Annotated in this window: 20 protein-coding genes; 7 read left to right on the top strand and 13 right to left on the bottom strand. The window is 62.8% G+C overall.

Features of this window, described 5'->3' with window-relative positions:
* Positions 1-179 precede the first annotated feature (179 nt).
* The 6 genes from ASG12_RS07715 to ASG12_RS07700 all read right to left on the bottom strand — a co-directional run bounded on the left by ASG12_RS07715 (position 180) and on the right by ASG12_RS07700 (position 9,540).
* Positions 180-1,391: a PD-(D/E)XK nuclease family protein gene (locus ASG12_RS07715; RefSeq protein WP_055787096.1), complete on the bottom strand. Its 1,212-nt coding sequence runs from the start codon at positions 1,389-1,391 to the stop codon at positions 180-182.
* A gap of 11 nt (positions 1,392-1,402) precedes the next feature.
* Positions 1,403-2,464 carry a GIY-YIG nuclease family protein gene (locus ASG12_RS21625; protein WP_055787093.1) on the bottom strand — a complete coding sequence of 354 codons (1,062 nt, stop codon included), beginning with the start codon at positions 2,462-2,464 and terminating at the stop codon, positions 1,403-1,405.
* A 232-nt stretch (positions 2,465-2,696) separates the two neighbouring features.
* The gene (locus ASG12_RS22230; RefSeq protein ID WP_268810429.1) at positions 2,697-2,831 is read right to left on the bottom strand and encodes a hypothetical protein; all 135 of its coding nucleotides are present in this window, start codon (positions 2,829-2,831) and stop codon (positions 2,697-2,699) included.
* 349 nt (positions 2,832-3,180) lie between these two features.
* Positions 3,181-3,387: a hypothetical protein gene (locus ASG12_RS21620; RefSeq protein WP_156377974.1), complete on the bottom strand. Its 207-nt coding sequence runs from the start codon at positions 3,385-3,387 to the stop codon at positions 3,181-3,183.
* A 133-nt stretch (positions 3,388-3,520) separates the two neighbouring features.
* Positions 3,521-6,757 (bottom strand): UvrD-helicase domain-containing protein, encoded by a 3,237-nt coding sequence (locus ASG12_RS07705; protein WP_235456121.1) that lies wholly within the window; start codon positions 6,755-6,757, stop codon positions 3,521-3,523.
* Positions 6,754-9,540, bottom strand: coding sequence for a PD-(D/E)XK nuclease family protein (locus tag ASG12_RS07700; RefSeq protein ID WP_055787090.1), 2,787 nt, complete (start codon positions 9,538-9,540; stop codon positions 6,754-6,756). The genes ASG12_RS07705 and ASG12_RS07700 overlap by 4 nt, the downstream gene beginning before the upstream one ends.
* A 1,016-nt stretch (positions 9,541-10,556) precedes the next feature.
* On the opposite strand from ASG12_RS07700, the gene ASG12_RS07695 reads away from it, so the two are divergent.
* From ASG12_RS07695 to ASG12_RS07685, 5 genes are all read left to right on the top strand, one after another.
* Positions 10,557-11,189, top strand: coding sequence for a hypothetical protein (locus ASG12_RS07695; protein ID WP_055787088.1), 633 nt, complete (start codon positions 10,557-10,559; stop codon positions 11,187-11,189).
* A 61-nt stretch (positions 11,190-11,250) separates the two neighbouring features.
* Positions 11,251-12,447, top strand: a complete 1,197-nt coding sequence (locus ASG12_RS21155; protein WP_200932736.1) for a DNA cytosine methyltransferase — start codon at positions 11,251-11,253, stop codon at positions 12,445-12,447.
* Between the two features lie 759 nt (positions 12,448-13,206).
* Positions 13,207-14,310: an endonuclease NucS domain-containing protein gene (locus ASG12_RS07690; RefSeq protein WP_156377973.1), complete on the top strand. Its 1,104-nt coding sequence runs from the start codon at positions 13,207-13,209 to the stop codon at positions 14,308-14,310.
* Positions 14,311-14,778: 468 nt separating this feature from the next.
* Entirely contained in the window at positions 14,779-15,108 is a 330-nt protein-coding gene (locus tag ASG12_RS21615) for a hypothetical protein (RefSeq protein ID WP_156377972.1), read from the top strand.
* A gap of 193 nt (positions 15,109-15,301) precedes the next feature.
* The gene (locus tag ASG12_RS07685; protein WP_055787083.1) at positions 15,302-16,180 is read left to right on the top strand and encodes a hypothetical protein; all 879 of its coding nucleotides are present in this window, start codon (positions 15,302-15,304) and stop codon (positions 16,178-16,180) included.
* A 361-nt stretch (positions 16,181-16,541) separates the two neighbouring features.
* On the opposite strand, the gene ASG12_RS21610 is transcribed toward ASG12_RS07685, so the two are convergent.
* The 4 genes from ASG12_RS21610 to ASG12_RS22325 all read right to left on the bottom strand — a co-directional run bounded on the left by ASG12_RS21610 (position 16,542) and on the right by ASG12_RS22325 (position 18,304).
* Positions 16,542-16,841 carry a contact-dependent growth inhibition system immunity protein gene (locus tag ASG12_RS21610; protein ID WP_156377971.1) on the bottom strand — a complete coding sequence of 100 codons (300 nt, stop codon included), beginning with the start codon at positions 16,839-16,841 and terminating at the stop codon, positions 16,542-16,544.
* A 286-nt stretch (positions 16,842-17,127) separates the two neighbouring features.
* A complete protein-coding gene (locus tag ASG12_RS07680; protein ID WP_055787079.1) occupies positions 17,128-17,541 on the bottom strand; it encodes a hypothetical protein in 414 nt (137 codons plus the stop codon).
* Between the two features lie 281 nt (positions 17,542-17,822).
* The gene (locus ASG12_RS07675; protein ID WP_162243408.1) at positions 17,823-18,014 is read right to left on the bottom strand and encodes a DUF4926 domain-containing protein; all 192 of its coding nucleotides are present in this window, start codon (positions 18,012-18,014) and stop codon (positions 17,823-17,825) included.
* Positions 18,015-18,040: 26 nt separating this feature from the next.
* Positions 18,041-18,304: a DUF6883 domain-containing protein gene (locus ASG12_RS22325; RefSeq protein ID WP_443089077.1), complete on the bottom strand. Its 264-nt coding sequence runs from the start codon at positions 18,302-18,304 to the stop codon at positions 18,041-18,043.
* Positions 18,305-18,345: 41 nt separating this feature from the next.
* On the opposite strand from ASG12_RS22325, the gene ASG12_RS07670 reads away from it, so the two are divergent.
* Positions 18,346-18,633 (top strand): transposase, encoded by a 288-nt coding sequence (locus ASG12_RS07670; RefSeq protein WP_055787073.1) that lies wholly within the window; start codon positions 18,346-18,348, stop codon positions 18,631-18,633.
* 47 nt (positions 18,634-18,680) lie between these two features.
* Complete coding sequence (locus tag ASG12_RS07665; RefSeq protein WP_055787070.1) at positions 18,681-19,508, top strand: IS3 family transposase; 828 nt, start codon at positions 18,681-18,683, stop codon at positions 19,506-19,508.
* A gap of 111 nt (positions 19,509-19,619) precedes the next feature.
* On the opposite strand, the gene ASG12_RS07660 is transcribed toward ASG12_RS07665, so the two are convergent.
* The 3 genes from ASG12_RS07660 to ASG12_RS07650 all read right to left on the bottom strand — a co-directional run bounded on the left by ASG12_RS07660 (position 19,620) and on the right by ASG12_RS07650 (position 26,879).
* Entirely contained in the window at positions 19,620-19,910 is a 291-nt protein-coding gene (locus tag ASG12_RS07660) for a contact-dependent growth inhibition system immunity protein (RefSeq protein ID WP_055787068.1), read from the bottom strand.
* A 302-nt stretch (positions 19,911-20,212) separates the two neighbouring features.
* On the bottom strand, positions 20,213-20,827 hold the full coding sequence (locus ASG12_RS21605) for a hypothetical protein (RefSeq protein ID WP_156377969.1): 615 nt from the start codon (positions 20,825-20,827) through the stop codon (positions 20,213-20,215).
* A gap of 43 nt (positions 20,828-20,870) precedes the next feature.
* Positions 20,871-26,879 carry a putative T7SS-secreted protein gene (locus ASG12_RS07650; RefSeq protein ID WP_055787063.1) on the bottom strand — a complete coding sequence of 2,003 codons (6,009 nt, stop codon included), beginning with the start codon at positions 26,877-26,879 and terminating at the stop codon, positions 20,871-20,873.
* Position 26,880: the final 1 nt, after the last annotated feature.

Raw genomic sequence — 26,880 nt, 5'->3', positions numbered from 1 at the left:
TTCTGCGCCAAGTGTTCCACACCGGGTTCGGCCGATGCCTTCGGCGGAGTTCGGCACCACTGCGTTGAGCGTCAAGACTCCAACAGCAACCTTCAACGGGAGCCGGTTCTATTGCAGTGCTTCCGGCTATCGCTGCCTGACGCGATACGAAGTCAACTTACCGTGAAAGGTCCGCTGTTCTAGAGTAATCGCTCCGGTACCGCTTCCTCGACCGGTGAATTACCCTGCAGCGCCTCGGGATCGGCCAACTGGGAACCCAGCGCTTCAACATGTCGCTGTCGCAAACGCGCAACCTCAGTCAATTGCGACACGGTGATGTCTGATGCATCGACATAGCGGTAGATGAAGTCAGGATCGAATCGATTGAATGGCTTCTTCAATGGCAGCGACGTCAGCGAACCACGTTGCAAGATCGATTCGTACTCCGAGAAGTCGAATAGCTCCGGGTTGGAGTCACCCCACTGCTCACGTTTGGCGCGCGCAGCAGCGGTTCGCCCGGCCAAACTCGGCAGCACTGCAAAGAGCCTAAGTTGCGCACCTTGGAGTTGCCATCCCACGATGGTCGATCGCTTCGTGTTCGTCAGCGCATAGGAGACTTCCGTCGCGGGTGCCCCGTTCGAGAACCCGACGCTCGGCCACCGTTTCATGGACGGCGCCTCAAGCGCCCGCTCTATGTGCGTCACCACGTAACGTGCTCGAAGTTTCGACAGTGAGCTGACGAGTTGCTTATCCGACGTCGCCTCCTGCAGAACGTCATTCATGTAGACAGGCGCATTTTGGTCGACAGACACCTCGAGAAGCGCAGCCATCTCGTGCAGGTTCCCGACCAACGCGGCGTAATGCCGAATCGTTTCGGTCGCGTAGTCCGATCCGCCTGCTTCAATCGCAGTTGCGATTGCCTGTCCGAGCGCGCCATAGGAGACATGCCGCCACCGCACAGGCTGTTCCGACGTCTTTGCGCCTCGCGAAAAATATTGCTGCTCATCGAACTGCGGATCAGAAAGGCTCAGGAGTACGGCATCAACGTCGACCCACCCGGGTGCCTTCCGGATTTCGATCGCGTACCGATCCAACTGGGCGACGTCTGGAAGACTAAAAACTTTGTTCTCGATCACCACTGGCCGGCGCTCGTCGCCATCCCACTCAATGACCAGGTCCATGTGCTGCCACTCACGACGAACCGTGATTCGAGCAGACTCAGACACCGGCGAGCCAACACGCTGGAGAAGGTCGTCGAACACGGCAGTCGCTCGCGCAGGCATGGTCTCGCAAAACCACGCAAGAAGATTCGAATGGAAAAGCTCCCGCCCGCCGAACATGATACGGGCGAGTGGCTCGTCGCTGATCTGCTCCGCAAGTGATGCAACCGAACTCCGGATTTCATCGGCCACTGTCTGTCTCCTCAATTGCGTCGCTTCAGTCGCGCCACTCCGCCGCTCAACACAGTCTTTATCGATTTGCATTCAACAGGCGAGACCTCGAGGTCATTGGCGCTTCGCAGCGCCGCCGTGGCGAGCTGAGGACTGTGCGACTCCTTGTACCGTCCGACTCTGCCAGTCCGCATCCTGTCGAGCGCGAAGCGTGCAGCACCGCGGCGGAGCGCCGCAGATTTGTGCAGTGCGTTGACGAAATCCTGAACAGAGTCGAAGCTGATCACCTCTTCGAATGGCCCAGCTGACGGGTGAACTTTGCCCAGCGATTCCATCCGCAGTTTGGCTGTACTCCAGAGGGTCGGGAGGAACTGGAAGTCCGTGCCGACCCGTACGGACACACGACCCGATTCAAGGTCCTCAGTAAACCAGAGGACCTCGAGGAACGAGATGCTGAGCGTACAGACCCTCTCGTATACTCCCTTCTTCCAACCCGGGCACGTGACAACCCACCACTCGTACTCGGTGGCCGCAGCGTGCGGAATACACAGACGCGCGTAAAGCGCGACGGCATCGATGATCGCCCCCGAATCATCGCGGCCCGCGAACTTGAGCCACGCCTTCTTGGCTGCCTCAGACTGCTGGCTTGATCGCGAACCGTCGAACACATCCCACTCTGCTATCGGATCCTCAAGCCATGCGAACTGCTCGGCCGGCGCGAGTACTACATCGAATTCCGAGTCGCCGAATATCACCGCGGCGTGCTCGCGGTTCATGACGACGAAATTCGACCTGTCTTCCACCGCCGAGTGGACCAACTCACGTTCAAGGTTGCGGAGTTCGCGACTGCCCCGTGTGTCCTTGCGGTACCGGAACGCTTGGATGTTCGAGACTGATCGAAAGTCCCGAATATGCGAGCGCAATCGTGTCGCCACGTGCCTCTCGGATATACCGACGTAGATGTGGTGCTCGGAGTCTTCCCACAGGTAGAGACCCGGAGCGGAGCCGCCGTATTGCTTTGAGAACGCGCGAAGTTGCTGCTCAGTGGCGGCAAGCGCGTCGCCGAACCCGTGGTGGTGCGCCCACTTCTCCACCGCAGGAGACGGTTCCCAACCCGGGACGGGAGAATTCGGTAAGGATGGCATGCGCTTGACCCTAGAACAGCACTCGGGCACTTTGTGGCCGACCAGCGATAAGCACCCGGGTCCAAGCGCCAAGTAGGAGCGCAGGCGAGAAACTACGCGCTCACGGCAGTTCTGAGCAATACCGTCGCCCCGCCCGGTCGACAGAAGATCAGTTCGAGGCGACAGACGCGCTTTGCTGCCGCTACTTCGAGCCAGGTGTCGGTGAAGCGGGCGACGCCGTGCCGTCGAGGTAATCGGCCAATGCGGTGCCGCTGTCGAGGGCGGCAAGGACCGCATAGGCTGCGTCTTCGCTCAGCGTTGCGTCGGTCTCCACCAACGCCCAGACCGTATCGACCAGCGACTCGCTTTGATCGGCGTTCAGAGTAGAGATGACGTTCCTGCTTTCCCTCAGCGTGGGCGTGCGGCTATGCCTGTTCTATCGGATCAGTCGGACATCCGTACCTTTTGTCCGGTACCGGAGAACGACGGTTCAGTCGGCTGAGCTCATTGACCTTTTGCCGCCCCCCACTCCCCGTCTGCTCTGGAGTGGCCCCGAGACGGGGGGCTTGGGTCGGCAGGTTTAATGACAGGGAACATGGGAATTGACCCGAAGTGTGCCGATAGCGGTTCTCGCGGCTTCGAACGACCAGCTGTCATGTTCACGACGAAGCCACCTGGCCCGACTGTCACCAGCGTGAGAAGGTATCGCTTGCCATGGCTTCTTCGACAGCACGCAACGTTTCCTCGGACACCGGAGGTTCACCCGTTTGCGCCAGATAGTTGGTGAGCATTGACCGAAAACGGTCTGACCCGGGTTCCGAGGCCGACGACGCGCGAGTGTTCCAAAACGACGTACGAGTTTCCGGCGTCAGGTCAATTCCATCATCGTTCATCTAGTCAACGTAAGCGGCCTCAGCGTGTGCCGCGGCGGGTTCGAATTATCCGGTCACCACCGGTGTGTAGAGGACGTGACTCGACTGCCGACCAAATCATCGAAGCGCGCTCGTTCCACGCACAATGCGCCTTTCACGTCCGCCGTCGGTCCAGCACCGTTGCTTCACCCGGCCTGCAGAAGATCAGCTCCAACCGGCATACCGATTGCCCCGTCGCACCTTCGAGCAATGACGCATAGATCGAGAGCTGGATCCAGTACTCCTCGACGGTCGCGGCAGTGACCCCGAGATCGGTCTTGTAGTCGGCGATCACAAGGTCCCCCGATTCGTCGCGGTAGACGAGGTCAGCGACGCCGTCGACGACGGTCTCGCCGTCGGGCGCCAGTCCGATCAACGGCATCTCCCGCCAGTGCTCGGTGGCGGCGGCTCGACGAACTGGTTCGGACTCCAGCGCTGACTGCGCCAGCAGCACAAAGCGATCGGGATCCAACAGGCCGGCAAGCGCCGCCGCAGCTCGCGCCTTCTCTTCGAAGGCATCAGCGACTGGCGCAGCGAGATCAACCACTTCCATCAAGGCATGCAACGCCGTACCCAAGTCGGTGCCGTGGTCGACAGCACCCACCGACGGCGGGACGATCTCCGCAGAATTGCGCACTGTGAACGGGTGGTCGCTGTATCCGGCGAGGACCGCCCGGGTCACGTCATCACCGGCATGGGCGATGGTCGTCGGCGACATCGACGCCACGATGGACGACGTAGCTTCCACCTTCGCCGTCGTCGCCTGCCACTCATCCCAAGTTTCGGTGTGAGCGCCGGCTGCATTGCCGTCGTCTTCAAGCTTGACCACTTCCAGCAGATCCGGCGGATCGTTCGCGATCTCGGCGAGCGCCGGCGCCAACACCTTTCCCCAGCCGCTGCGTTCAGGCATGTACCCGGACATGGCGAGGAAGCTCTCCGCGCGCGTGCAGGCTACGTAAAGCAATCGAACCCGCTCAGCCGCAGTGTGTGTCTTCTCCAGCGTCGCGGCGTCGTCGTACCCGATTGTTTTTGCGGCGCCGGCTACCGCTGCGTGCACCTCTCCGGTTTCATCCCAGATCGCGGGGTCCGATGTATTGGGATGTCCACCGCTCATCCCGGCCACGATCACCATCGGGAACTGCAATCCCTTTGCAGCATGGATCGTCATGATGCGAACGGCATTCACGCCGATCTCGGGCAGCACCGCTTCAGCGACACGCGCGCTCTCTGCGCTCTGCGTTTCGGCCCAGTCGAGGTAGTCCCTCAGATCGCCACGGTCGTCGTCATACCAGGCGTGCGCCTGATCGATGACGAACCGCAGCCGTCGCCACACATCGCGGTGGCGGGGCGAGTCCATCGACACCTCGAACACCCGGCGATCGGTTGCCAAGCGGCTCAACAACGCTCCGGGATTAAGGTCTCCCAGCTCGAACCACACCGACTTCAGATAGGCGAGGGCCGCGGCAACCGGCGACTCCTCCAAACCGGCGGGCGCTTCGCCGAACCACTTCCATCGACCGTCGCCACTCTTCCACCGCAACAGGTCGTCATCGCCGCAGCCGAACAGCGGTGTCCGCAACGCGGCGACCAACGCCGCCTCGTCCGCGGTGTTCGACAGCGCGCGACACGTCAGCAGCAGGTCATGCACCTCCTGCGTCGAGTACACCAGCGACGATGCTTCGGAGCGGAACTCGATACCGGCGGCATCCAGGGACTTCTCCAGAAACGGCAGGATCGCGCGCGACGGGATCAGAATGCAGATGTCGCGCAGCGAGATCGGCTCATGCTCGTACTTTCCGAAGCCACCGATCTCCTTCTGCCACCCTTCGGTGGTTGCGGTGTAGATGATCTTGGCGACGTCGCGCGCCTCGCGTGCCCGGAGTGCCCCCGACTTCGACAGCGACAGTTCGTCATCGACCGGTGTGGTCGGGTCCATGAACACGAACGGCTTCGGCCCCCACCCCGTGGATGCCGTCCATTGCGGCCGCCCGGGCGCGGGATCAAGCGGCGTGTACTCCGCCTGGACGTGGTGTTCGGCAACGATGCTCCGACCGAACACGTCGTTCACCCAGTCCAACACGGGAATTGTCGACCGGAAGTTGGTTGTCAGCATGGCGATGCCGCTTGGGCCGGCGAGCTCGCGGGCCGACATGTACGCCGCGATATCGGCGCGACGGAACCGGTAGATCGACTGCTTCGGGTCACCCACCGTGAACAACCGGCCGGGTTCATCGGGTCCGGCGACGATGAGTCGTGCCAGTTCGAGTTGCAATGGATCGGTGTCCTGAAACTCGTCGAGCATGATGCGCTCATAGGAACCGTGCACGGCCGCCTGCACCTCGGGAACCCGCAGCACATCACGCGCGTAGACCAGCAGGTCGTGGAACTCGAGCTGCCCTTCGCGACGACGCTGCCCCGCCTCGTCGATGATCACCTCCGACAGGTGATGAAGGAGAACATGAATTGCGCTCGACACATACCGTGTTCGCACGTCGAGGGCGTAATCATGCAGTTCCTTCATGGCGGCGACCACTTGAGGCTTACTGCCCGCCCAGTTTGGCGCCCGTCCAGCATTTCCCGGCTTGGGACACAGCGCTGCGACGGCAAGCCACGCGGCGCTGTCGCGGCTGGCGGCCAGATCGCGGCGCCACAGGGCGACCTTGTCCAGCTGCCGCAGCAGCCCGTCCTCCGGGTCAGAGCAATCCGAGGCTCTGTCGCAGACAAGGTCAGCTGCACGCAGAAGGTCATCGATGTCGGGAATAGCCATGAGAGGCGCGGTGTCAGTGACGACCAGACGATCCCAATGGCGGTCCAGCGCATCGGCGAAGGTCCGCACCTGATCAAGCGAGGCACCGGCGGCGACGATCACCTTCATCGCGTCGGTGAGCTCGGGCGGTGTAGTGGACGAGTCCCCGAAGAGGTGCGCCTGGATTCGGCGCCAGCGGCGTTCGAACGACAGTTGCGACCCCATCGCGTCAACCACCTGCAGCCGCGGCGGGACACCGGCCTCCAGTGGGTGCTCGCTGACGATGCGTGCGGCGAACGCATGCAGCGTTCCGATGGCGGCGGTGTCGACCTGCAGGAGGGCTCGTTCGGCGAGCGGCCCGGTGTGCTTGGCGATCTCGACGCGGACTCGCTCACGCAGTTCCGCGGCGGACTTCTCGGTGAAAGTGATGGCGGCGACGCGGTCGAGCTCGATACCGTCCTCGAGCAGCAGATGGCAGATGCGCTGCACCAGCGAATGTGTCTTACCGCTGCCCGCGCCGGCTTCCACAAACAGCGTTGCGGCGGTGTCATTTTCGATTCTGGCGCGCTCGGCGGAGTCGACGAGGGACTGTGATGCCATGGTCATGATCGCGGGTATTTCTCTAGGTAGGTGTTGAGTTCGTCGACGTTTTCCAGGTTGGCCCAGGCTCGGTCCAGTCCGCGGACACCCACGAGTTCCAGGAGATCGTCCGACCAGTGTGTGTCCGGCGTGCGGGGCGGAAAGTAGCCCGCGGTGATCGCAGCGTGGATCAATGACATGTCGTCGACGAGGACATCGACCACGGCCTCGGTCAGCGGGTACCCGATCTCATCGAATCCGCCCTTGGTTGTGATGAACCAATACCGGGAGCTGACTTCGGCACCCAGGCCCCGGGCGGCCAGACCGTAGACCGGTAGCTGAAACTTGTAGCCACCATCGGTCGGTGTTTGCGGCGTGAGATCCGAATAGAACTTCGATTGCCCCGACTTGTAGTCGGTGACGCGCACGCGGCCGTCCTCATGGATGTCGACGCGGTCGATCGATCCCCGGAACTTGACCACTCCCCCGGCGACATCGATCACCGCCTCGTCGTCACCGAATCTTTTCTCAACGATGGACGGCGACCAGCCATCCGCCCGATCGGTGGCGTCGTGGGTAAACCAGGCGATGAGGTCGTCGCGGATGGCGGCGCGGTCTTTGTCCCACAACTGGGGAAGCCAGCCAGGTGAGCTTGCATGCGCGGCGAGCAGTTCCCTGTCGGCGATGGTGAGCAGGCGATCGAGCGAGGGCTCCTCGTGATCGATGACGGTCTGGACGTAGTGCTCCAGGATCGTATGGATCAGAGTTCCCTTGGCGAGAGCGTCGATCTGGGACGCGGCGTCGGGATCGTTGAGAACCTGGACACGGAGGATGTGCCCGAGAAAGAACTTGTACGGGCTGTTCACCCAATCTTCGAGTCGGGTGGGGGCAACGGCATCGTCGAAGTAGCGCAGCAGATCCCGCACAGCTGACACGTTGCCGTTGAATCTGCTGAATCGTCCGTTGAGACGGTCGCTGCGCAGCGCCATGCCGTTGGCGATCACTGCGTCCGACAGCACACCTTGGCGGCGTCGGGCCGATACGGCCGCCAGTGCCCGCTGGCGCCATTCGGTCGGCGATGCCGCGCTGACTCCGATTCGGTTGTCCACCTCTTGAATCGCGGAGTCGAAGGATTCAATCGTCACGATCTGTTGTGTATCGACCGTGTCCTTCTGCCAGTCGACGACGCCGACGGCATGTCCGGCGAGATGCGCCATGGTGGGCAGCAGCCAACGCGACGGCACCTTCTCCGCGCCGCCACGAAGACTGCCTCGAGGGAAAGTGATGATGCGATGCGACCGGCCGGCGGCCAGGGTCAGGTTCCACAGTCGGTGGTCGTGTTCGATGTCATCCGCGGTGGTGCGGCCGGTGAGCTCGGCTGGGAGCAGCGGATCGGCTCGACGTCGCGCCGGGATGATGCCTTCGGCCGCGCCGACAATGATCGACACCTCGAGGTCACGTCCGGCGCCGGCGGAGAGCGGGCCGACTGTCACCGCGGCAGAAGTCTCACCGACGTGATGGGTGGCGGACTCGATCCGTAAGGTGAGGGCGTCGGTGATGCGCGTGATCGACGGTGTGGGTGCAATTCCGTCCAGTTCGGCCAGGGAGCTGACAATCGACGTCACCGCCGCCACGTCGCGCGCGGTCCGGTCGTGTTGTGGTGAAACAAAGTGGTCGGCGAGCAGCGTCGCGATCGCGGCGGCCGCATCGGCCCACGTTCGTGCGTCGTTGATCGCAGCGAGGCTGTTCCGCAGCGACACCACGAACGCGTGGGTCGCGAGCGCGTCGTCGTAGTACCTGGCGTCGGCAGGCACTGAGGCGAGGCGATCCCAGTCGCTCCCGCTGACGATCGGGATGTATTTGCGTGTGAGCCGCTCGAGCCGAGCCTGCGACAGAGATCCGCCGGAGGTTTCGGGGCGGCGGAGGGCCTGCTCTGCGAGTGCCGCGAGGAGGTCGCGTCGTGGGAGTTCCGCTGGGTCGAGGGTGAGTAGCGCGATGAGGGATCGGGCAACGGGTCGGTCGGCGAGGCTGTGGCATTCCGGGGCGGTGAAGGCGATGCCGGCGGCGGCGAGGTGTTCGTGTAGGAGTCGCAGGTAGGGGTCGCGGGAGCCGTAGAAGATTCCGATGCGGTGCCCGGGGATGCCATCGGCGAGGTGGGCGCGGACGATGCGTGCGACCGCGCGCACCTCGTCGTCTGCGTCGGAAGCATGCACGACGAGAGTTCCATGGATGGTGTCAGCGTCGTCGATAGTGGTCCCCCGAGCCTGCATCGCGGCGAGCAGATTGGCCGAGGCCGGATCGGAGGCTGTGGGCCGATAGACGATGATCTCGCCAAGCTGGTCCAGGCGCGCGAGCGCCGCCGCATACGCCCCGTGGCGCAGGTAGTACTTCTCCGCGTGAACCGCGGTTGCGATCCGATGAATGCGCAGCATCTCCCCGATCAGCTTCGTCGGTGACTGGACGGCCGGGTTGTTGTATCCGGTCAACTCAAAGGATGCGCTTGCGAGCGCCCGAGCCGTGATCGGTTGCTCAGCCACCTCAGCAAACAGCCCGGGCTGGTCGTCGAGGATCCGTTCGATCGACGCCTCCAACAGCGGAAACGGCAGAGGAAGCCTCGGCACTAACGCAGGTGCCGCCAACACGTCGACGGCTTCGTCGAGAGTGAGCACGCGAGTGTTCGCCGCCCCACCCTGGAGCGCGAACGCGCGTGTGACGTCCCGACGAGCGCCCGAACCGGGAACAATGACCGTCACCAAGCGCAGCGGGTCGCCGGACCTTGATGCTGAGACCGTCGCATCCAGCTTGGCCATCAAATGATCACTCACACACAACAATCCTCCCCCGCAGGGCGAACAATCTGAACGGCCGATCTTCGGGAACCGATGGCGCACGCCGACCATCTGCGTAGACGTGCCAGCGAACGCGAGCGGTAGGACTGTAGCGAGCCGGACGGGCGCAACCAACACTCGGGCCCTGTGTTCACCTACTCTGACAACGGCGGGCGGTGCTTCGGTGTCTCGCGGGCGTTCTGCCCAGAATCCCCGTCGAGCTGGAACACTCGTCGATCACGGGAAATCTCGAATTACCTCTCCACCTCGACTGCAACTCGTAAAACAAGCTACTGGCCTTACATGATCGGGCACAGAGTAAGCGGTGCATTGCGATTCGAATGCGGCGTCCACCTGCACGTTCTCTGCAGATACGCTCTGATGGACCTTGCTAACCACCTCGGAGCCTCGTTGAGGGAGCCAGGACGGTAAGTCGAAACCCGCAGCTCGATGAGCCCGACAACTGAACCTGCACCCACCCGCGTCGGCAAACTAGGCCTCTGATCCGCCACCAATACGGCGAGCGCCGGACCCTATGCACGGAACGGCACGCGGGCGCCAAAACCCGGTCCATCGAAGTAGCACCTCTTGACTGCTCCCGGCCACCCCGACGCCGCACCTGCCCAGCCAACATGTGCGTAGCCAGGTGTCACTGAGGCAAGCCTCGCCGGTACGCACGAAAGGCTTGGACACACAGCTCGCATTTGCAGCCATCTGCGTACGTAGAGTACCGGCCGTGCCGAATGCCACGGAAGCCGTCTGCCTGCATCCGAGCCCTTCGGTTTCGCATAGCAGCTGCATGGGCCGACTTACAGTCATCGCACCTGCATCCGCTGCTGTACTTCGACGCCGTGCCATGCCTCGCAGGCGGCAATCCCATTAGACGACGATAGCGAGCCTGTGCGCGTCGTGTTGATCAGGGCTCGGATCTGTGGTGCATTCCCTTCGTGACACAAATCGCTGGCAGCGTTACCGTGAGTCAAAGCATCCCTCGGCGGGTGATCAGCGCCCATCACCTGGGCGCTGACGCCGAGTTGAGAAAGCTTACGGGTGGCCTCGGAACGAAGTGGTTGAAGGCAGGTGTTGAGCACGCGTACACGTCGCTCGATCTCATCGATTACAACTTGACCAGAAACGGCAGCGAGCCACTAAGCCAACTGGTTGAGATGGCTAATCTGTCGTCCATGGTCGGCAATCTGATCGGCGCAGGGCTGGCGCGTAACTCAGGAGGGGCTTACATCCGAAACGCACCTCACACGTACCCCGACCTGGTTCCGCAAAGCGGAAGTGTGCACGGCGTCGAGATCAAGATGGCCTTAGAGAAGTTGATGCCGAAGGGCCACCTGCCCAAGGCAGGCCTCCACCTCACGTTCCGTTACGTGATGTGTGACGAGCGCGGCTCGTTCCATGGCACCGGCGCGAAAAACCGTGGAACCGTGCCGACAATTTGGGAGGTTCGAGCAGGCGTTTTGAGCCTTGATGACTTCAGTATTAGCAACACAGCCGGAGACTCAGGCAAGACGGCGGTCGTTCGCACCTCCGTTCTTCAGGCGATGAAGAGAGTCCTATACGTTCCTGAGCTGTTGCCCTACGCCAGGCGTGAGTCCGCCTGGGGGGACTCGCAACTCTAGTGTACGATCGAACATGTGTGCGAGTTGCCGAGGCTCGCTCTGCAGCCAAACGGGGGTTGACGTGGCGTTGAAGGTGATCGACCTTTTTTGCGGCACCGGCGGATTCTCAAAAGGATTTGAGAACTTAGGTGCATACGAGGTTAAGTACGGGATCGACGTTCTACCGCTGTCGGTGGACACGTTTCGGCTCAATCATAGAGCGGCGATTGGTGTAAGCGGCGATATTCGCACAACCAGACGTGGCGACGTCGAGCAGATGACCGGACTCAAGGCCGGGGATGTCGATGTGATCATAGGAGGCCCTCCATGCCAGGGCTTCTCTTCTATCCGGCCATTCCGCTCATCTAAAGATGACGACCCCCGCAACACCTTGTTCGAAGAATTTGCGTCTCATGTCAATTGGTTCAGGCCTCCAGTTTTCGTTATGGAAAACGTGGTCGGACTCGGAACCCATAATGGCGGGAACCAGATTGAAAGTATTCAAGAAGCATTTAACTCGCTTGGATACGACACGGACTGGCGAATACTAAATGCGGCTCACTTTGGGGTTCCACAAAAGCGGGAGCGGCTTGTCATGATCGGCGTCGAACGAGGTGGTTCGATTCAGTTCCCTAAGCCAACCCACGAAGGATCGTTCAGAACTATCGGTCTCGCAGAGCGGTGGCGTATGCTGCGACCTGGTGAGCCTGATCTACTATCCATCGATCGACCACCGTTGCCGTCCGCTGTCACAGTCGCAGAAGCTATAGGCGACCTGCCCGCAATTGGGAGTGGCGAAGTCGCTTACTCCTACGCGCAACCGCCTGAGACAGAGTATCAACGGGCCAGAAGGGATACGAAGCTCCTAACCTGGCATTCTGCCACAAAGCACTCCGATAAGATGATGGAAATAATCCGACATTCGGGGCCAAATATATCATGCATCCCCAAACACCTCATCAGTAGCGGCTTTAGTTCGTGCTACTCAAGACTTGCCGCTGACGAGCCCGCCGTGACAATGACGGTCAACTTTATACATCCTGCATCTAACAAGTGCATCCACCCGACTCTCGATCGCGCACTCACCCCGCGTGAAGGCGCGCGACTACAATCGTATGACGACTCGTTTCAATTTGCCGGCACCAACAGAGGGCAAATCGCTAAGCAAATCGGGAATGCGGTTCCCCCGCTACTCGGAAAAGCCATCGGACGCGCCGTGCTGAATATACTCGGGGAAGGAATCTCCCGTCCCATCTCAGACGAGCTCCGCGCGGGCTAGCACCGCGGTATTGCGGAACACGCCCATCGCGGCACCGTAGCGTGGGTTAGGTTGATAAAATAACTCTCCACAAAAAGTCTTTTACAGCACTAAGAACGCTTGGGGACGCAATTCCCGTCGGCGTCAAACGGGATATACACTGACATTTAACAATACGTATACCTACGGCGGTCCAACAGAGTTTCAGGCAGGGTCAAACATCAGATGCGTTCCAAGGTGCGATTTTTAGAATAATTGGGCTTCTCACGTATAGACGAGGCATACCGCAGGTCCCCATCTCGCGGCCCACCTGTTACGTAGCGCCCGCATTTCGTTGATCCGTTTTCGCAACATCTTTCGGAATGGCTTCGGCTCGCAATGCTTCTAATGCAGCAGCCGCAACTCGACGGTGACACCCACGACCACGTCTTGCCGTGGTCGCGGGTGCCCATCGACGGACCGACGAGCTTGGTACCCGCTTGCCAGCGGTGCGATGGAGACAAGTCCGATCTGCTCCCAATCCCAGCTCATTGCAACGGGCCCTGGCACATGGCAGGCAGACTCTCGAGAACCTGGCCTCATGATCAACAGGCCCAGTCAGTTCGGCCGGGTCGAAGCCGCGGCCAGCGGCATCTACGCCACAACTGCCGAAGGCAGTCCGACGTGACAGGCTGCGAGGGACGTTTGCCTCAGCTTGCGCGCTGACTTCAGCTGGTGATCCGACAAACTTCCCCAGCGAATCTGCCAACGTGCATGGCCGATTTGTGATGAGCTAACGCGGTGGGCACAAAAATTGGAATGTGGCGAATTGATGGTATACCGACCAGAGTAGCTCCGGGAAAAATGGCTCTTGAGACCCGGCTTGAAGATATCGTCGAGGCAGAGACCGATATTCTCGGGCAGACTATGCTGATCATAGGACGCCAGGTTCCGACGAAATACGGAAAATACGTTGACCTACTCGGGGTCAACGCCGACGGCGACGTGATCATCATTGAACTCAAACGAGACAAAACACCTCGCGACGTCGTTGCTCAGGTACTTGATTACGCATCGTGGGTTCAATATCTGTCGAACAACGACGTGCGCGAGATATACGAAGAATACCAGCGCACCCAAGAGACGAGTCGCTCGTTTGATGAAGCGTTCGACGCCGTCTTCGGTGAAAGCGCACCCGAGGAGCTCAACACGCGCCACGAACTCGTTGTCGTAGCGAGCGACATGGACGATGCGACCGAACGTCTGGTTGGGTACTTATCGGGCGGGTACAACGTTCCGATCAACGTGCTTCTGCTCGACTATTTCCGAGACGGCGACCGCGAGTACCTCGCTCGAACCTGGCTAATTGACGATGCGACGGTGGCGGCTACGCGCACCGGATCGACGAATTTGGGCGGCAAGCAAGCTCAATGGAACGGTCACGACTGGTTTGTTAGCTTCGGCGAGGAATCCGGCGGTCGCGCCTGGTCTGATGCCAAGCAGTACGGGTTTGTGTCCGCCGGAGGGAAGACGTGGTTCTCTCGGACTCTCCGGCAGCTTCCTGTCGGCGGCCGAGTGTTCACTCACGTTCCAAAAAATGGATACGTTGGCGTCGGCGAGGTCATCGGAGAGGCACAACCCTTCGAAACGGCCACGGTCGAATACAACGGAGACACCACGCGCCTAGCCGATCTCCCTTTGCGCGGGAACTATTCGTTTCAGGCATCCGATCAAGACCCGTCCCAAGATTACCGCGAGTGGGTGGTACCCGTCCAATGGATTGCCACAGTTGATGTTAAGGAGGCATTTTGGAAATCCGGTCTTTTTGCAAACCAAAACTCGGCTTGTCGCTTGAAATTCGATTTCACAATTACCGAGGTGACTAAGCACTTTGACATTGATTGACTACTCCGGACCGGAGAAAGCGGCTCACATAAATCTAGCGCGGCCCCACCCCGCTGAGTCGCTTCATCGGTGAGAGCATCGATAGCGGGGCCAGGTAATCTATGCTCTGCAGCTTCGTCGGTGCCACTTGTTCCGTCGATCTCCGAGCCCACAGGCCCCAACGAGCCCTTGAACACACCGCCACCTTCGACGGTCCCGAAATCAAGTTTCGATGCAACGGTTGGAAATCCAATGGGCGGAGCAACCGACAAAGGGATGTCGACCGATTGCGGGGCAAGCTCGGTTCCCGGCTCTGTCGAGCCATCCGGGTTGGTGGCGTTGGCCGTCGTGACCTTCAGCGTCAGCCGGAGCGTTGCCTGACCTGGCGGTACCGAGGCGAGGTTGAGGTCGACCGTCTCGCCGATCCGATCTTTGGTGATGTCTGAGGCCACGGTGCGGGTCTCACCGTCCGCACCAGTCAATTGCACCGTGAGAGACGCCTTGCCCAGCAAAGATTTTGACCGGCGCACCTCTTCGCGGCCCCGGCTTGAAGACGATGCCGGTCGGCTTGTCATCGCGACCTTCTCGCTGCCCTGGTTTCCGCCAAGCTGTAACCCAGCCAACCGGCGGAATCCGTCCGACCGCGACTTCGCCGATGCGGCGGGGGCTACGTTCGCCGAGCGGCTTCCTCAGAACGGGTTCGTCTTCATCACTCGTGCAAACGGCGCTGCCGCCGACGGCATGCAGATTCACCAGACCTCGAGCGGTTGGCGGCTCATCGAGCTCGATTGTTCCGCCATTCCGAACAGCGATACGTGAAGTACATCGACCCCACCTCGGTCTCCGCCGTCCATCCCCCTCTCCTCTCCGAGAGACGCATCGTAAACAGGCCGGCGCATGACAGAAAGCTCCCGCGGCGTTCGGTCTCCGATGGTTCACCGGCGACATGGGTGACGCATCGAAGCGACGGCCGCGACGTTGGGCCGATGTCCGCAGCCGTCTTCGGGCGTCGATGTCGCCAACGGCTCCCACCCCCACCGAGACACCGCTGCAGGCGCTCGCGCGCGAGCTGACCAGTCACTACGTGGAGCGGTCGAAGCGGAGCACCGCGATTCGCGATGCGACCAAGGCGTCGATCAAGAAGCGCGATCGGCTCGCCGACCGCGACGTCCACGCACTCGAGGCCGTGGCACTCGACGTCTGGCACGGTCGAGACTTCGCCCGCCGCAATCGCTCCCGGGCGTGGAGCTGGGTTCCGTTCTATGACGGTGAGCTCGATCCGACACCGGACACCCCGGACACCACAGCGGCCCGGCTCCGGCGGACCTACACCTTGAGCGGTGACGAGCAGAAGGACCACGCTGCGATGGTCGCTGATCCCATCGGCCAGTTCGCCGTCACCGCCGCCGTTCTAGCCGCCCGCATCAATGCTTACCCAGTGTGGCGGCACGACTTCTTCGACGAGCACTCCGTGCGAATCGACCTCGCGAACGAGGTGTCGGTCTTCACCGACCGCGCGCGGCGATTGCGCCACACGCAGAAAGTGCTGGGTCCTCAGCCGACCGGCGATCTCCGGCATGACACCAAGGTGGTCGACACCTACATCAGCAAGGCGACCGCGATCGACCGCGGCATCGGCGCGCTGATGGAGCGACTCGAGGCCCTCGACAGCTATTGCGACGTGGTGGCGAGCATTCAACGCCGAAAGAACAAGTACGACTATCTCGCTCGACTCAACGGGATCGACGACCTCGAGCTACTCGTCGACGATGATCTCGACCGCCGCGAGAGCGAGCGCGTCCGCGACGCCGGCAGCCTGTCGGATGCCCTGGCGGTGGTCTACCTCGACACGCGCGCGCCGCTCACCAAGACGTTGGCGGGGACCGACTGAGTCGTAGTCCATCGAGGTCGACCATTGTTGTCGGTGCCCCGCGTTAGCTTCTTTACAATCAGAAGGAGCGGCCAACCATGCCCGTAGAAGTCACTGGGTCGTCACTGACCTTCAGCTTTCCCACTATTGCCGCCGACGCATCGATGTCTGTGACTTTCGAGCGCGCTAAGGGTTCCCGACGACGCGACGACCTACGGACTCCCGCCATCATTGGGAACCTTCGAGGTGAGAACGCTCGACAACGCTACTGATGCGCTCATGCCCATGTGGCAGTCGGAAGCATCGTGGATCAATTTCTCCGAACCTACGCTTGGCAGCTAAGGTCGTCGAGGCCTACGTTCGCAACCGCTTTCAAACGGCGTCACTTGTCAGGGCAGACTCGGGCTTGATCTCGGACCCGCAGAAGAAATTCGCGGCATGTTTCACCCACTGCCTCCGAGTTGAATCGGATTCCCATATTGAGCAGCGTCTGCCTGATATCGACTTCTTGCGTGCGGCGAGACAGAAGACGATCGATGTCCTGTACGAGTTCACGCGATCGAGCAGTTCCCTCGTCGCCCAGAAATCTTTGTAGTGCGCCCCACTCGTCTCCCTCGAGATCGAAGTCCTGATGTAGATAGGCACCGATGAAATGCTCCAATGCGCCGCTTGCGTCGGACATCTGCTCCCTCAACCATCAACTGCCAAGACGAATCCGGTCGGCAACTCTCTAATCCTCCGGCGCTCGGAGGCGAAATCTTTTGCGGGCTTGCAACCGATGCCCGCAGGCTCCTCAGCTGCTAATGAGTGCCGAGACCACCCAGATCAGGCGAGTGGCCCCGCTCGAGCGCTGCGGTGGCATACGTATTAAATTCTTCACCGCATTAGGGTGGACCCAGACATCTCCGCCCATCCGTCGTTCTGAGCGGTTTGCCAGACGCCTCAACCCCGTCTGGGCCTCGGCAGTGCTAGAGGTCGACATGAGGGCGCAGTTCTTCTCGCGACCACGCGGCGACCGCACTGCCGCATTGAATTCGGAGACTTCGCGACCCTTCCCATTGACACAAGAGCACAGTGTCTGCGCCCTCCGTGCTGACCTCGACCAGCGCAACTTCGCTCAAGCCCCAGTTGACCGCGCCTGGATTCGCCTTGATGTGATCATTCAGGCCGCCATGCATGACAATCTCGGCTACACCGACCAGCACGATCCGCAACGTCCGCTCCTCTGTGATCGGCCGACCGGACGCATCGACGATGATCTCGAACTCGATGAGGGCGGAGAACCCATTGTTGACCAAGCAGAAGCCCGTCATCAGGGACTCCGACAGCTGGCCATGCGATGACAGGACATCGCGAAGCTCTTTTGCACCGGTGAATATCATCGCGAGTAGGTCTCTATTCCGTGTGAGTCCGGCTGTCTTTGAGTGTTACCCAGAAGGTCCATTCGCCGGACGCTGCTTTCAACGCCGTCACGAACTCTGCCATCCACTCGGTCGCCGGCCCGCGTTCCTGATGAATCGTGTCCATGCGCCGCTTCTAGCTGTCGACGACGCTGTAGGCGCCCCACGTCGAAAGTTGAAGTCTTCGAAGAACTCACTGCTCTCGCAAAAACGCGCTTGACCTCCGGATCCAACGTGATTCACTGACGTAACCCGCCGAACAGCTATCCGTTGGGACTCGAGCGCTTGACTATCTCAAGATCACCGCGCCCCACGACACCCTGAAACAGCGTCTCGCCCGTGTCGTCAACAACCTCCACTTCGTACCCTTCGCGTGGCGATGTGTATATCGCCAGCACGACCGCCAAGGACCCCGCCGGGATGCCGAGCTTCTCGATGCCCGCTGTGAGCCTCACAGTGTCATGTTCCGCAATCCGATCCCTCATCGCGGGATCACCGTTGTCAGGGAGGGGGTGGATGACCCGGGGGTGTAAATCCAGCCGGTCCTTATCAAGCCGGATCCCGTCGGTCCCTCAACGCGCATGTCAACTGTGAAACGTTGCCCCCACTCATCAGATTTTCCAAGAACAGGGTTGTTCTCCATAACTCCCTCGCGGATCTGTCTCATCAAGTCTTCTGCGTTAGATTGATTGAAGCCGAAAGCAGAATCAAAGACCCGAGGAGCTTGACCCGGTTCTCCGGACACTTGATCTGTAGCGTTGCCGCTGCAGGAGAGGAGTCCACGTCATGCCAGCTGCCCATCCTGAGGAGTTCCGTCGCCGAGCGGTTGATCTTGCGCGTCAGCCGGGCGCGAGCGTGATTCGTATCGCTGCCGATCTGGGTATCAGTGAGTCATGTCTGCGTCGATGGATGAAACTCGACGACGTCGATACCGGTCGGGTCGACGGCCTGACCTCGACAGAGCGCGCAGAATTGGTGCAGTTGCGCCGCGATAAGAAGCGCCTGGAGACCGAGGTCGAGATCCTCAAGCGGGCCAGCGCCTATTTCGCGCGGGAGAACATCCTCCCAAAATAGGTTTCCGGCTCGTCCATGAGTTGGCCGCGGACGGCTATCCCGTCGCGGTGACCTGCCGGATCCTGAAAGTGTCAACGTCGGGCTACTACGAGTGGCGTCACCGACCTGCTTGCGCGCGAGACCAGTCAGATGCTCTGCTGGCGAACGTGATCCGAGATATTCCCGCTGGCTCGCGTGGCTGTTACGGGGCGCCGCGGGTGCACGCCGAGTTGCGGCTGGGCAACGCTGAGCGGGTCGGCCGTAAACGGGTTGCCCGGTTGATGCGGCTACTCGACATCACCGGTATCGGCGCCCGCCGTAAACGCCGTGACAGGCCCGCGCCGGCCGTCCATGACGACCTCGTTGCCCGCCAATTCGTCGCCGAGCGCCCCGATCAGATCTGGTGCACCGACATCACCGAACACCCCACCGCGACGGGAAAGGTGTACTGCTGCGGGGTACTCGACACGTTCTCCCGTCGCATCGTCGGATGGTCGATCGCGGATCACATGCGCACCGATCTCGTCGTCGACGCGTTACAGATGGCGCTATGGCGACGGCAACCAGACGCCGGCACAATCATGCATTCGGACCGCGGATCGCAATACACCAGTTGGGTTTTCGGCCAACGACTACGTACCGCCGGGCTCCTCGGATCCATGGGTCGAGTGGCATCGAGCGTGGACAACACGATGATGGAATCGTTCTGGTCGACCATGCAACGCGAACTGCTCGACACCCGAACCTGGGAAAGCCGAGACCAGCTGGCATCAGCCATCTTCGAATGGATCGAAGCCTGGTACAACCCCCACCGTCGACACTCAGGAATCGAGTACTCCTCGCCAGCCGACTACGAACACGCCTACCATCAACAAGCCGCCACTGCGGTGGCCTGACCGCCAACACCAGCAGTCCGGGAAACCGGGTCAAGCTCCCTGCGCGAACAAGCCACCCATCACCCGTTTAACCAACCTGTCGGGTCAGTACAACTAGATCCGTCAAGAAGATTACTGGCACTTCTGAGCGGCTCGCTTGCGTACTTCACCCAGCCAGCCGCGGTAGGTCTCCTCTTCCGGACTGGGAACTATGCCGATGCCCCATGCTCTGAGCTGATCCGCAATCTTGCCGTCATCTCCGCCCGCCGCGGAGAGCAGGTCATCTATGTCGCTCACGAGGTTCTCGACCGCAACAGTCCCGCCATACTCGCTGACAAAGACGGCCAAAGCACCCCATTCGTCGCCGTACAGATCGAAATCCTCATGCAGATAACCTTTTACCAGCTGCTCAAGGTAGTTCACTGCCCTCCTCAATAGCGGTGGGAACGCGGTCAGTATGTGGTACCCCAGCGAATCGAGTCCGCCCGCACAAAGAAATACTCTCAATTTCGACGTCGCCACACAGCCGTCCGAATATCGGGTCATCACCAGCACGCCGTGCGCACTCGCCGAACCCTGCGTTTCAAATCGACTGGGCACAAGGGCAATACCGGAAGTCTCAGCGGTTGCGGCAACAGCAATCGGTTCCGGACTGGTCGTCGTCGGTGTGTTGGGCGTTCGCCCTCAACGAGTTTCAGCGAATCTCGCCAGGCACATTCATCACACTATTTCTCGCGCACCGGCAATCTCGAGCCGAAGAGGGCGTGGCGGTAGACGAAAGTCAGGCCCACCTCGCGGTCATCGAACTCACCAAACGGAAACACAACGAGGTCGTCGCCCGTAACCCGACCCCTCAGCCATACCCAACCCCCTTGCCGTTGATCAATACCGGGAACTCGTGTCGCAGCGATCGGCGTGCCCGACGGACTCGGCAACTTGCCCGCGGCCAGCAGTCCGATGGCGTCACTTCGGATCGACAAGACCTGAAGCAAATCCTCAACTCCACCGAGTTGAGCCACGGAAACCATCCATTCCCGTCCGCCAACCGGAATCGAGGTCGTCGAGCGATCCGCTTCCTGCGTCTGAACTCCTGCTTCATGAAGCGCGCGCCACAACGCATCGCGGCCGCGCCGGCGCATCAGTTCATTCTCCGGCTTCATTTCGCGTTGTGACAGCACCACACGCGGTGTCAACCTCAAATCTGCCTCGTCATCAACCCAAGGGGTAATTCGACCAGAGATTTCCTGTCGAAGAGTGGTCGCATCCTCACCCGGCTCGCGCTTTACGATCACTTCAGAAACGATCAGAGATTCAACGGTCCGCTCCAGCACCGGCGCCAACAGTGGCCAGTCTGACGCTGGGCTGTGGACGACGTGAAGGTCCTCAATAGTCATAGTGTGCGCCATCTGGTGTGTTGAAATGCGGGCCGCGATTCTGCACTGGGTCGTCGGGGAAGATGTGTCCCTGCGCGTCATCTCGGATAGCTCGCTCTACTATCTCGCCTGTAAGCGACTGATCTTGAAAAATGTACTGCCTGCCGGGTTGCAGGTTGCCGCGTCGATCGAAATTGGGCCGAACCTCATCAGGTTGGCGCGACACAGGAATCCCCATGTCCCTCTTAGCCGCGCCGAACGCACCCCTCCGACCACTACCCTCAGGTGCCAGATTCGGCGGTCGGGCATTCCTACATCCATCGGGCATCAGCCCCAGCGGATCGCACTCGACTGTCGGATTAGGCGGATACGAGTACGGATTCGGGGCGGGCGCAAGGCCAAGCGGGTCCGACGAGAGGTAGCGGCCGGTGTCGGGGTTGTAGTAGCGGAAGAGGTTGTAGAACAGACCCGATTCGACGTCGGCGTACTGACCGGGGAAGCGCAGCGGTGTCGATTCACCCGTCCACGTCGACTGGCCCCACAGGCGCGTGACCGCTCGGCCGGCGAAGCCACCGCTGACCGGATCGACGAGCCCGACCGGCATCCCGATCTGGTCGGCGACGATCGCGAAGAACCGCCTGTCGACCTCGGACTGCGTCAGACCGGTCGACAGAACCGAATCACCTTCGGCGCCCGCCATGTTGAGCGAGCCATCGACAGCAACCGCGTCTCCGACGGAGCCGGCCCGACCGACGATCTGCGCCACAGGGGTCAAGCCGTCGGCGCCATAGACCCAGCTGATCGACTCACCGGTGAGCTCGTCGATCTGCTCGACAAGCTGCGTACCCGACCACGCGAAGCGGACGTGAACCGAACCGTCACTCGACCGCTTTGATACCCGCCGACCCAGGGGGTCGTACTCGTACTCCCATCGCACGCCGGCCGGATCGACCAACGCCTGCAAACGATCCCAGGCATCCCACTCGTAGCGCCAGACGTCGGGTGTGCGGCTCAAGCGTCGCCGCACCACCTGCGTCACGCGACCTGCACCGTCGTAGGAATACGTCGACTTGCCGTCCGAGGCCAATCGGCCGGCCTCGTAACGCCACTGGTCCCCGGGCGACGCGGCACCCGCACCTACGATGTTGTGGCCTCCGTCGTAAGCGAACGACTCCACCACCCCACCCACGGCGTCGCTCACCGATTGCACGCGGCCCATCACATCGAGGTCGAAACGCGCGTCGGGGACGAGTGACTGCACCGCCGGCCCCTCGGCTCCGGTCGACACGAGGGACCCATCCGGTCGATAGCTGAAACGCGTCGCAGCCGCGACGGTTTCAGTGTCGGTCCCAGCGGTGCCGAGGTTGAGCCGTCCGGTGTCGCGGAGGCCATTGATTACCGATCGGCCCACCAACCGACCGACACGATCCCACAGCGAGTCGATCGCGACGGTCCCGACAGTGCGCCTCGTCTCGCGGCCGGCGGCGTCGCGGGACACGTCGATCACCGTGCCGTCGCACACCACCGCCGACAACGCGCCGCGGCCGTCGTAGCTGAGTTCTGTGCGGACGCCCGACGGCGTGCTCTGCTCGGTCAGCGACCCGTCGCGATCCCAGCGCGACCCCACCGTGCTGCCATTCCACGACTCCCCCACGGTGCGGCCCATGACGTCGAGCGCGATCTCGAGGCGTCCGGAACCGCTGAACGCGGCAATCATTCGTCCGACGGCATCGAACCCATAGGTCACGATGTCGTCGCCACTGGCCTCGCCGATGCGGCGGCCCAGAGCGTCGTAGGTGAACTCGATCCGTTGACCGGCACCGTTTGTGCGACTCGCGACTCGGCCCGCGTCGTCGTAGGTGTAGACGGTCTCCGCGCCGGAGAAGTCGACCTCGCGCGCAATCTGCCCATCCGCGAAGTACTCATAGGTCCACCGCCGGCCGAGCGGATTGAGGACCGCCACCAGCCGCCGCGCCCTGTCGTACGCGAACTCCGTGCGCGACCCGTCAGCATCGATGCGGGCAATCGGGAGGTCGAAGAACCCGTACTCCCAGCGTGTCTGTGCCCCCGAGGCATCGACGTGCGCGACGCGGTTGCCCTCACCGTCGTAGGTCCACTGCTGACGACCACCGTCGGGTGCGACCACGGCGATCACGCGGCCGTCGATGTCGTACTCGCGGAGTGTCTGCGCGCCGTCGGGGCCGGTGATGCGCACTGGTCGACCCAGGTCGTCGTAGTCGATCTCGGTCGCGTTGCCCAGGGCGTCGGTCGCGCGCACCGGCAACCCGGCCGCGTTGTTGTCGATGGTGACGAGCCGCCCGGCCGGATCGCGCTGCTGGGTCACCGCGCCCGTCGGGTCGTAGTTCATGGACGACACTGCACCGGCTGCGTCCGTCACCTCGATGACGTCACCGGTGTCGTTGTAGCGCAATGACTGTTGCGCGCCGTCGGGTGAACGCATCCACACGGGTTTACCGACCGAGGCGTAGCGAACCTCGGTGGCGCCGCCGACTGCGTCGGTCACCCGGACGATGTCGCCGTTGTCGTCGGCGTCGAAGGTGGTGGTGGCGCCGGCCGCGTCGGTCACGCTGATCGGGTTGCGGCGCAGATCCCATCGCCGGACCGTGGTGCGGCCCATGGGGTCCATGACGCGCTGGGGACGGCCGTCGACGTCGATACCGAAGAACGTGGTGGCCCCGAGGGCGTCGGTGTAGGCCGTCACGCTGCCGGTGCCGTCGGGGAGCTCCCGGTAGTCGTATCGTCCCGACCACACACCACCGGGCCCGGTCTGGAACACGACCCGTCCGCTGTCGTCGTACACGTTCTCGTAGCTCTGGCCGATCGAGTCGGTCCAGCGCACCATCTGGTGCAGATCGTCGTAGTCGAATCGCGTGGTGGCACCGACCCCGGTGGTGACGCTGCTGAGTTCGCCATCGGTGTAGCCGAACTCGCGCAACACCGTGGACGTGACGCCTGACTCCGACAGGCTGATTGCGCGGTAGCGCACGATGCGGCCGGCCGCGGTGTCGACGGCAATGCGATAACCGCCCGAATGCTCCACCGACACCGGAGCACCGAGCTCGTCGTGGCCGATGACCATCCGGTTGCGGTGTCGATCGGTGATGGCCGACAGCGAGAAGGCCCCGGCGCTGACATCGAGTCCGTCGAGTTGCGGCTTTGGATCGAACCAGAGGTGGCGTTCACCGGCGCGGTCGCGTAACGCGTACCCGCCGAGCGGCGTTCGCGACAGGAACCAGGAACGACCGGTGATCGATTCGACCTCGGCGTCCCCCTCGACCGGCGGGAATCGCAGCACCACTCCGTTCGGGTCGACGGTGATGACGCCGTCGTCGTCGGCGACGGCGCGCGCGTCGAACGTGCTCGACCACGACGGACCGAACCACTGGCCGCCGGTGTTGCCCGAGCGGTGGTCGCGCACCAGCCGCAACGGCAGTACTCCGGGAAGGTCGACATCGATCGCCGGCAGCAGATACTGACCGGTCGCCACATCCACCGGGTCGCCGCAGGTGGTCTGCTCACGCGGCTCGGTCGAGGACGCCGATGTCGAATCGGGCTTGTCGGCGTTGACCTTCGCGCCATCGCCGTTGTCGCTGACACCGTTCGGCGAATCGGGTGTCCGGTCGCCACCGGGGCCGTCGCCGAGCGACCGGTCTGTACCGGTCGACGGCGTACGCGGCCCGCCGTCGGCCACCCTCGCCGGCCCGGGCGATTCCCCCACCGGCCGAACCGGTGTCGCGGCGACCGGACCGGAGTCGGGCGTCCGGTGAGCGGGACCCGACGGCGCCGGTGAGCCCGGAGTGTGGGCAGCGGCGGGCGGCGGTGTGGAGTCGAACGGTGCGGTGCGCGGCGACAGAGGCTGCCCGGCATCGGGCATCCGGTTCGGGACGGGCGGATCGATGCGATTCGGCGTCTGCGACACAGCGTTCGGTGTCGGCTCGACACGGCTGGGGCCGGCATCTGCGCGCGACGGCGACACGTCGGGCGATGTGTGGGGCGTCGTCGGGTCGTGCAACCCGGAACTCGGCGGGTGTGCGGCCGGTGGTGCCGCGCTTGCCGACTGGGTGCTCGCCGGCGTCGAATCATGCGGCGGCGCAGTGGTGTCGTGCAGTGCGGACGTCGGGTCGTGCACCGGCCCGCGGTCAGCGGGGAGATCGGTGTCGTGGGGACGTGGCGTGCCGGTGTCGATGTCGTGTGGCCGTGCGGTCGCCGGCTCCGCGGTGTGCGGCGACGAACCCTCGGGGTCATGCGGGTGCGACGCCGGCGGGTCGGGATCATGCGGCGTCACCGGATCGGGGTCACGGGGCGGCGGCGTCGTGTCCGCGTCGTGCGGGTGCTGTACGGCCGGATCGGGATCCGCCTTCGGCGGTGACGGATCCGGGTCCGCCTTCGGCGGGGGCGCGTCGGGCTCGGTGGGCTTCGGTCCGTCGTGCGGCGTGGACGGCGCCGGATCGGGATCGGGCTTGTCGTGTGTGGGAGTCGTCGCCGTGTCCGGGCGCTCTGGGGCGCCATCGCCGGAATGTGGTGCGGGTGAGTCTGGCTTGTCGGCCCCAGGGGTGTCGGCGTGAGAGGGCTCTGAGCGTGCGGGACCGGTTGTCTCGTGCTGGGGTGCGGCCGGCGAGTCCGCCTTCGCGGGTGCGGCGGTCGTGTCGTGCTGTGCGGCCACCGGGCTCGAATCGCGAGGAGCTTCCGCCGAGGGGTGTGCCGACGGAGTCGCCCGCGGGATCTCCGGTGCACGCGGCGTGGCGGCGCTCGCCGCCGAACGCGCCGACGACGACGCCTCGCGCGTCGCGGCCGACGCAGCATCACGTGCGCCCGTCGACGCGACCGATCGTGCCGCGACGCCCGCTTCGCGTGCTGCACCACCGCCCACACGCGCGGCCCCCGACAGCGCACCTGCACCTTTGGGACCGGGTGCGGCCAACGACAAGATGTTCGCGGTCAGAGCACCCGATGCCTTGGCCGGGTCTTTGCTCCACCCGGTACCGACGAACGACTTCACGAACTGATCGGGATGAGCGGCCATGGTGACCAGCCCGGCGCCGACCCCGGAGGCGTTGCGGGCGTAGTCGACCGGGTGCGCCATGTTGTACGGGTCGGTCGGGTTGACCGTGCGGATCAACTTCACGGTGTCCGTCGCGACACCGATGACACCGGCACCGAAGTGATCCTTGGCGATTCCAAAAGCGGTGGAGGCATCTTTGACGTCGTCGAACAGTCGACTGGCGGCGCCCTCGAGTGGCGGCGCCTGGCCCGCGGCCCCCTCCAGCGCGCCGGACGCGCTGGCGGCAGCGGCATTTCGGTGCTCGCGGGCACCACGCAGGACTTCGTTCGCCTGATCCTTCAGCGCCGGACCGGGGTCGGGGGCGAAGGTCGGCATCGTGGGCTTCACGTCGGTGGCGCCGCTGTTGTAACTCGCGGCGGCCGCGTTGTACGAATCGGTGCGCGTGTTCACGTCCGACAGCCACGAGTTGTGTTGTGTCTCCGCCTCCTTCCACAATCGCACCGCTTCGGCGGCCTGTGTCTGCGCCCATTCGACGGCGTCGGCGAGCTGGGTGAGCGCAGTACCCGCCGATTCACAGGCGTCGGATGCGGTGAACCACTTCGGGAACTCCGCCGACGTCTTCTCGTGGTAGCCATCGGCCGCCTCACCGGTCCAATCGCCCACCGAGATACCACGCAGGCCGTTGCCACCCTGCTCGAGTGAGCCGGCCATCGTCGACAACTTCGACGCACGGTCGCGCAGTGCACCGGCGTCGCCGTGGACGAGCTCCTTCGGGTCGTCGGTCTCGTCGAGCGACTTCTCGTCGGGTGTCGCGCCGAGCTGGTCGGCCATCTTGTCACCGAAGTCCTCGACCGCGTCGGCGGCGCCGTCGAGACCGACGGCGCGCAGTCCGTCGCCGACGAGGTCGGTGCCCTTGTCGACGACCGTCCCGACGGCCTTCTCCCCCGCGTCGAGGAGATCCTCGCCGGTGGAGACCAGATCGTCGAGAAAGCCCACG

The organism is Williamsia sp. Leaf354 (genome assembly GCF_001424365.1).
In the GTDB taxonomy this organism is placed as follows: domain Bacteria; phylum Actinomycetota; class Actinomycetes; order Mycobacteriales; family Mycobacteriaceae; genus Williamsia_A.
The sequence above is the reverse complement of the archived record's forward strand: the minus strand, read 5'-3'. Positions and strand labels throughout refer to the sequence as shown.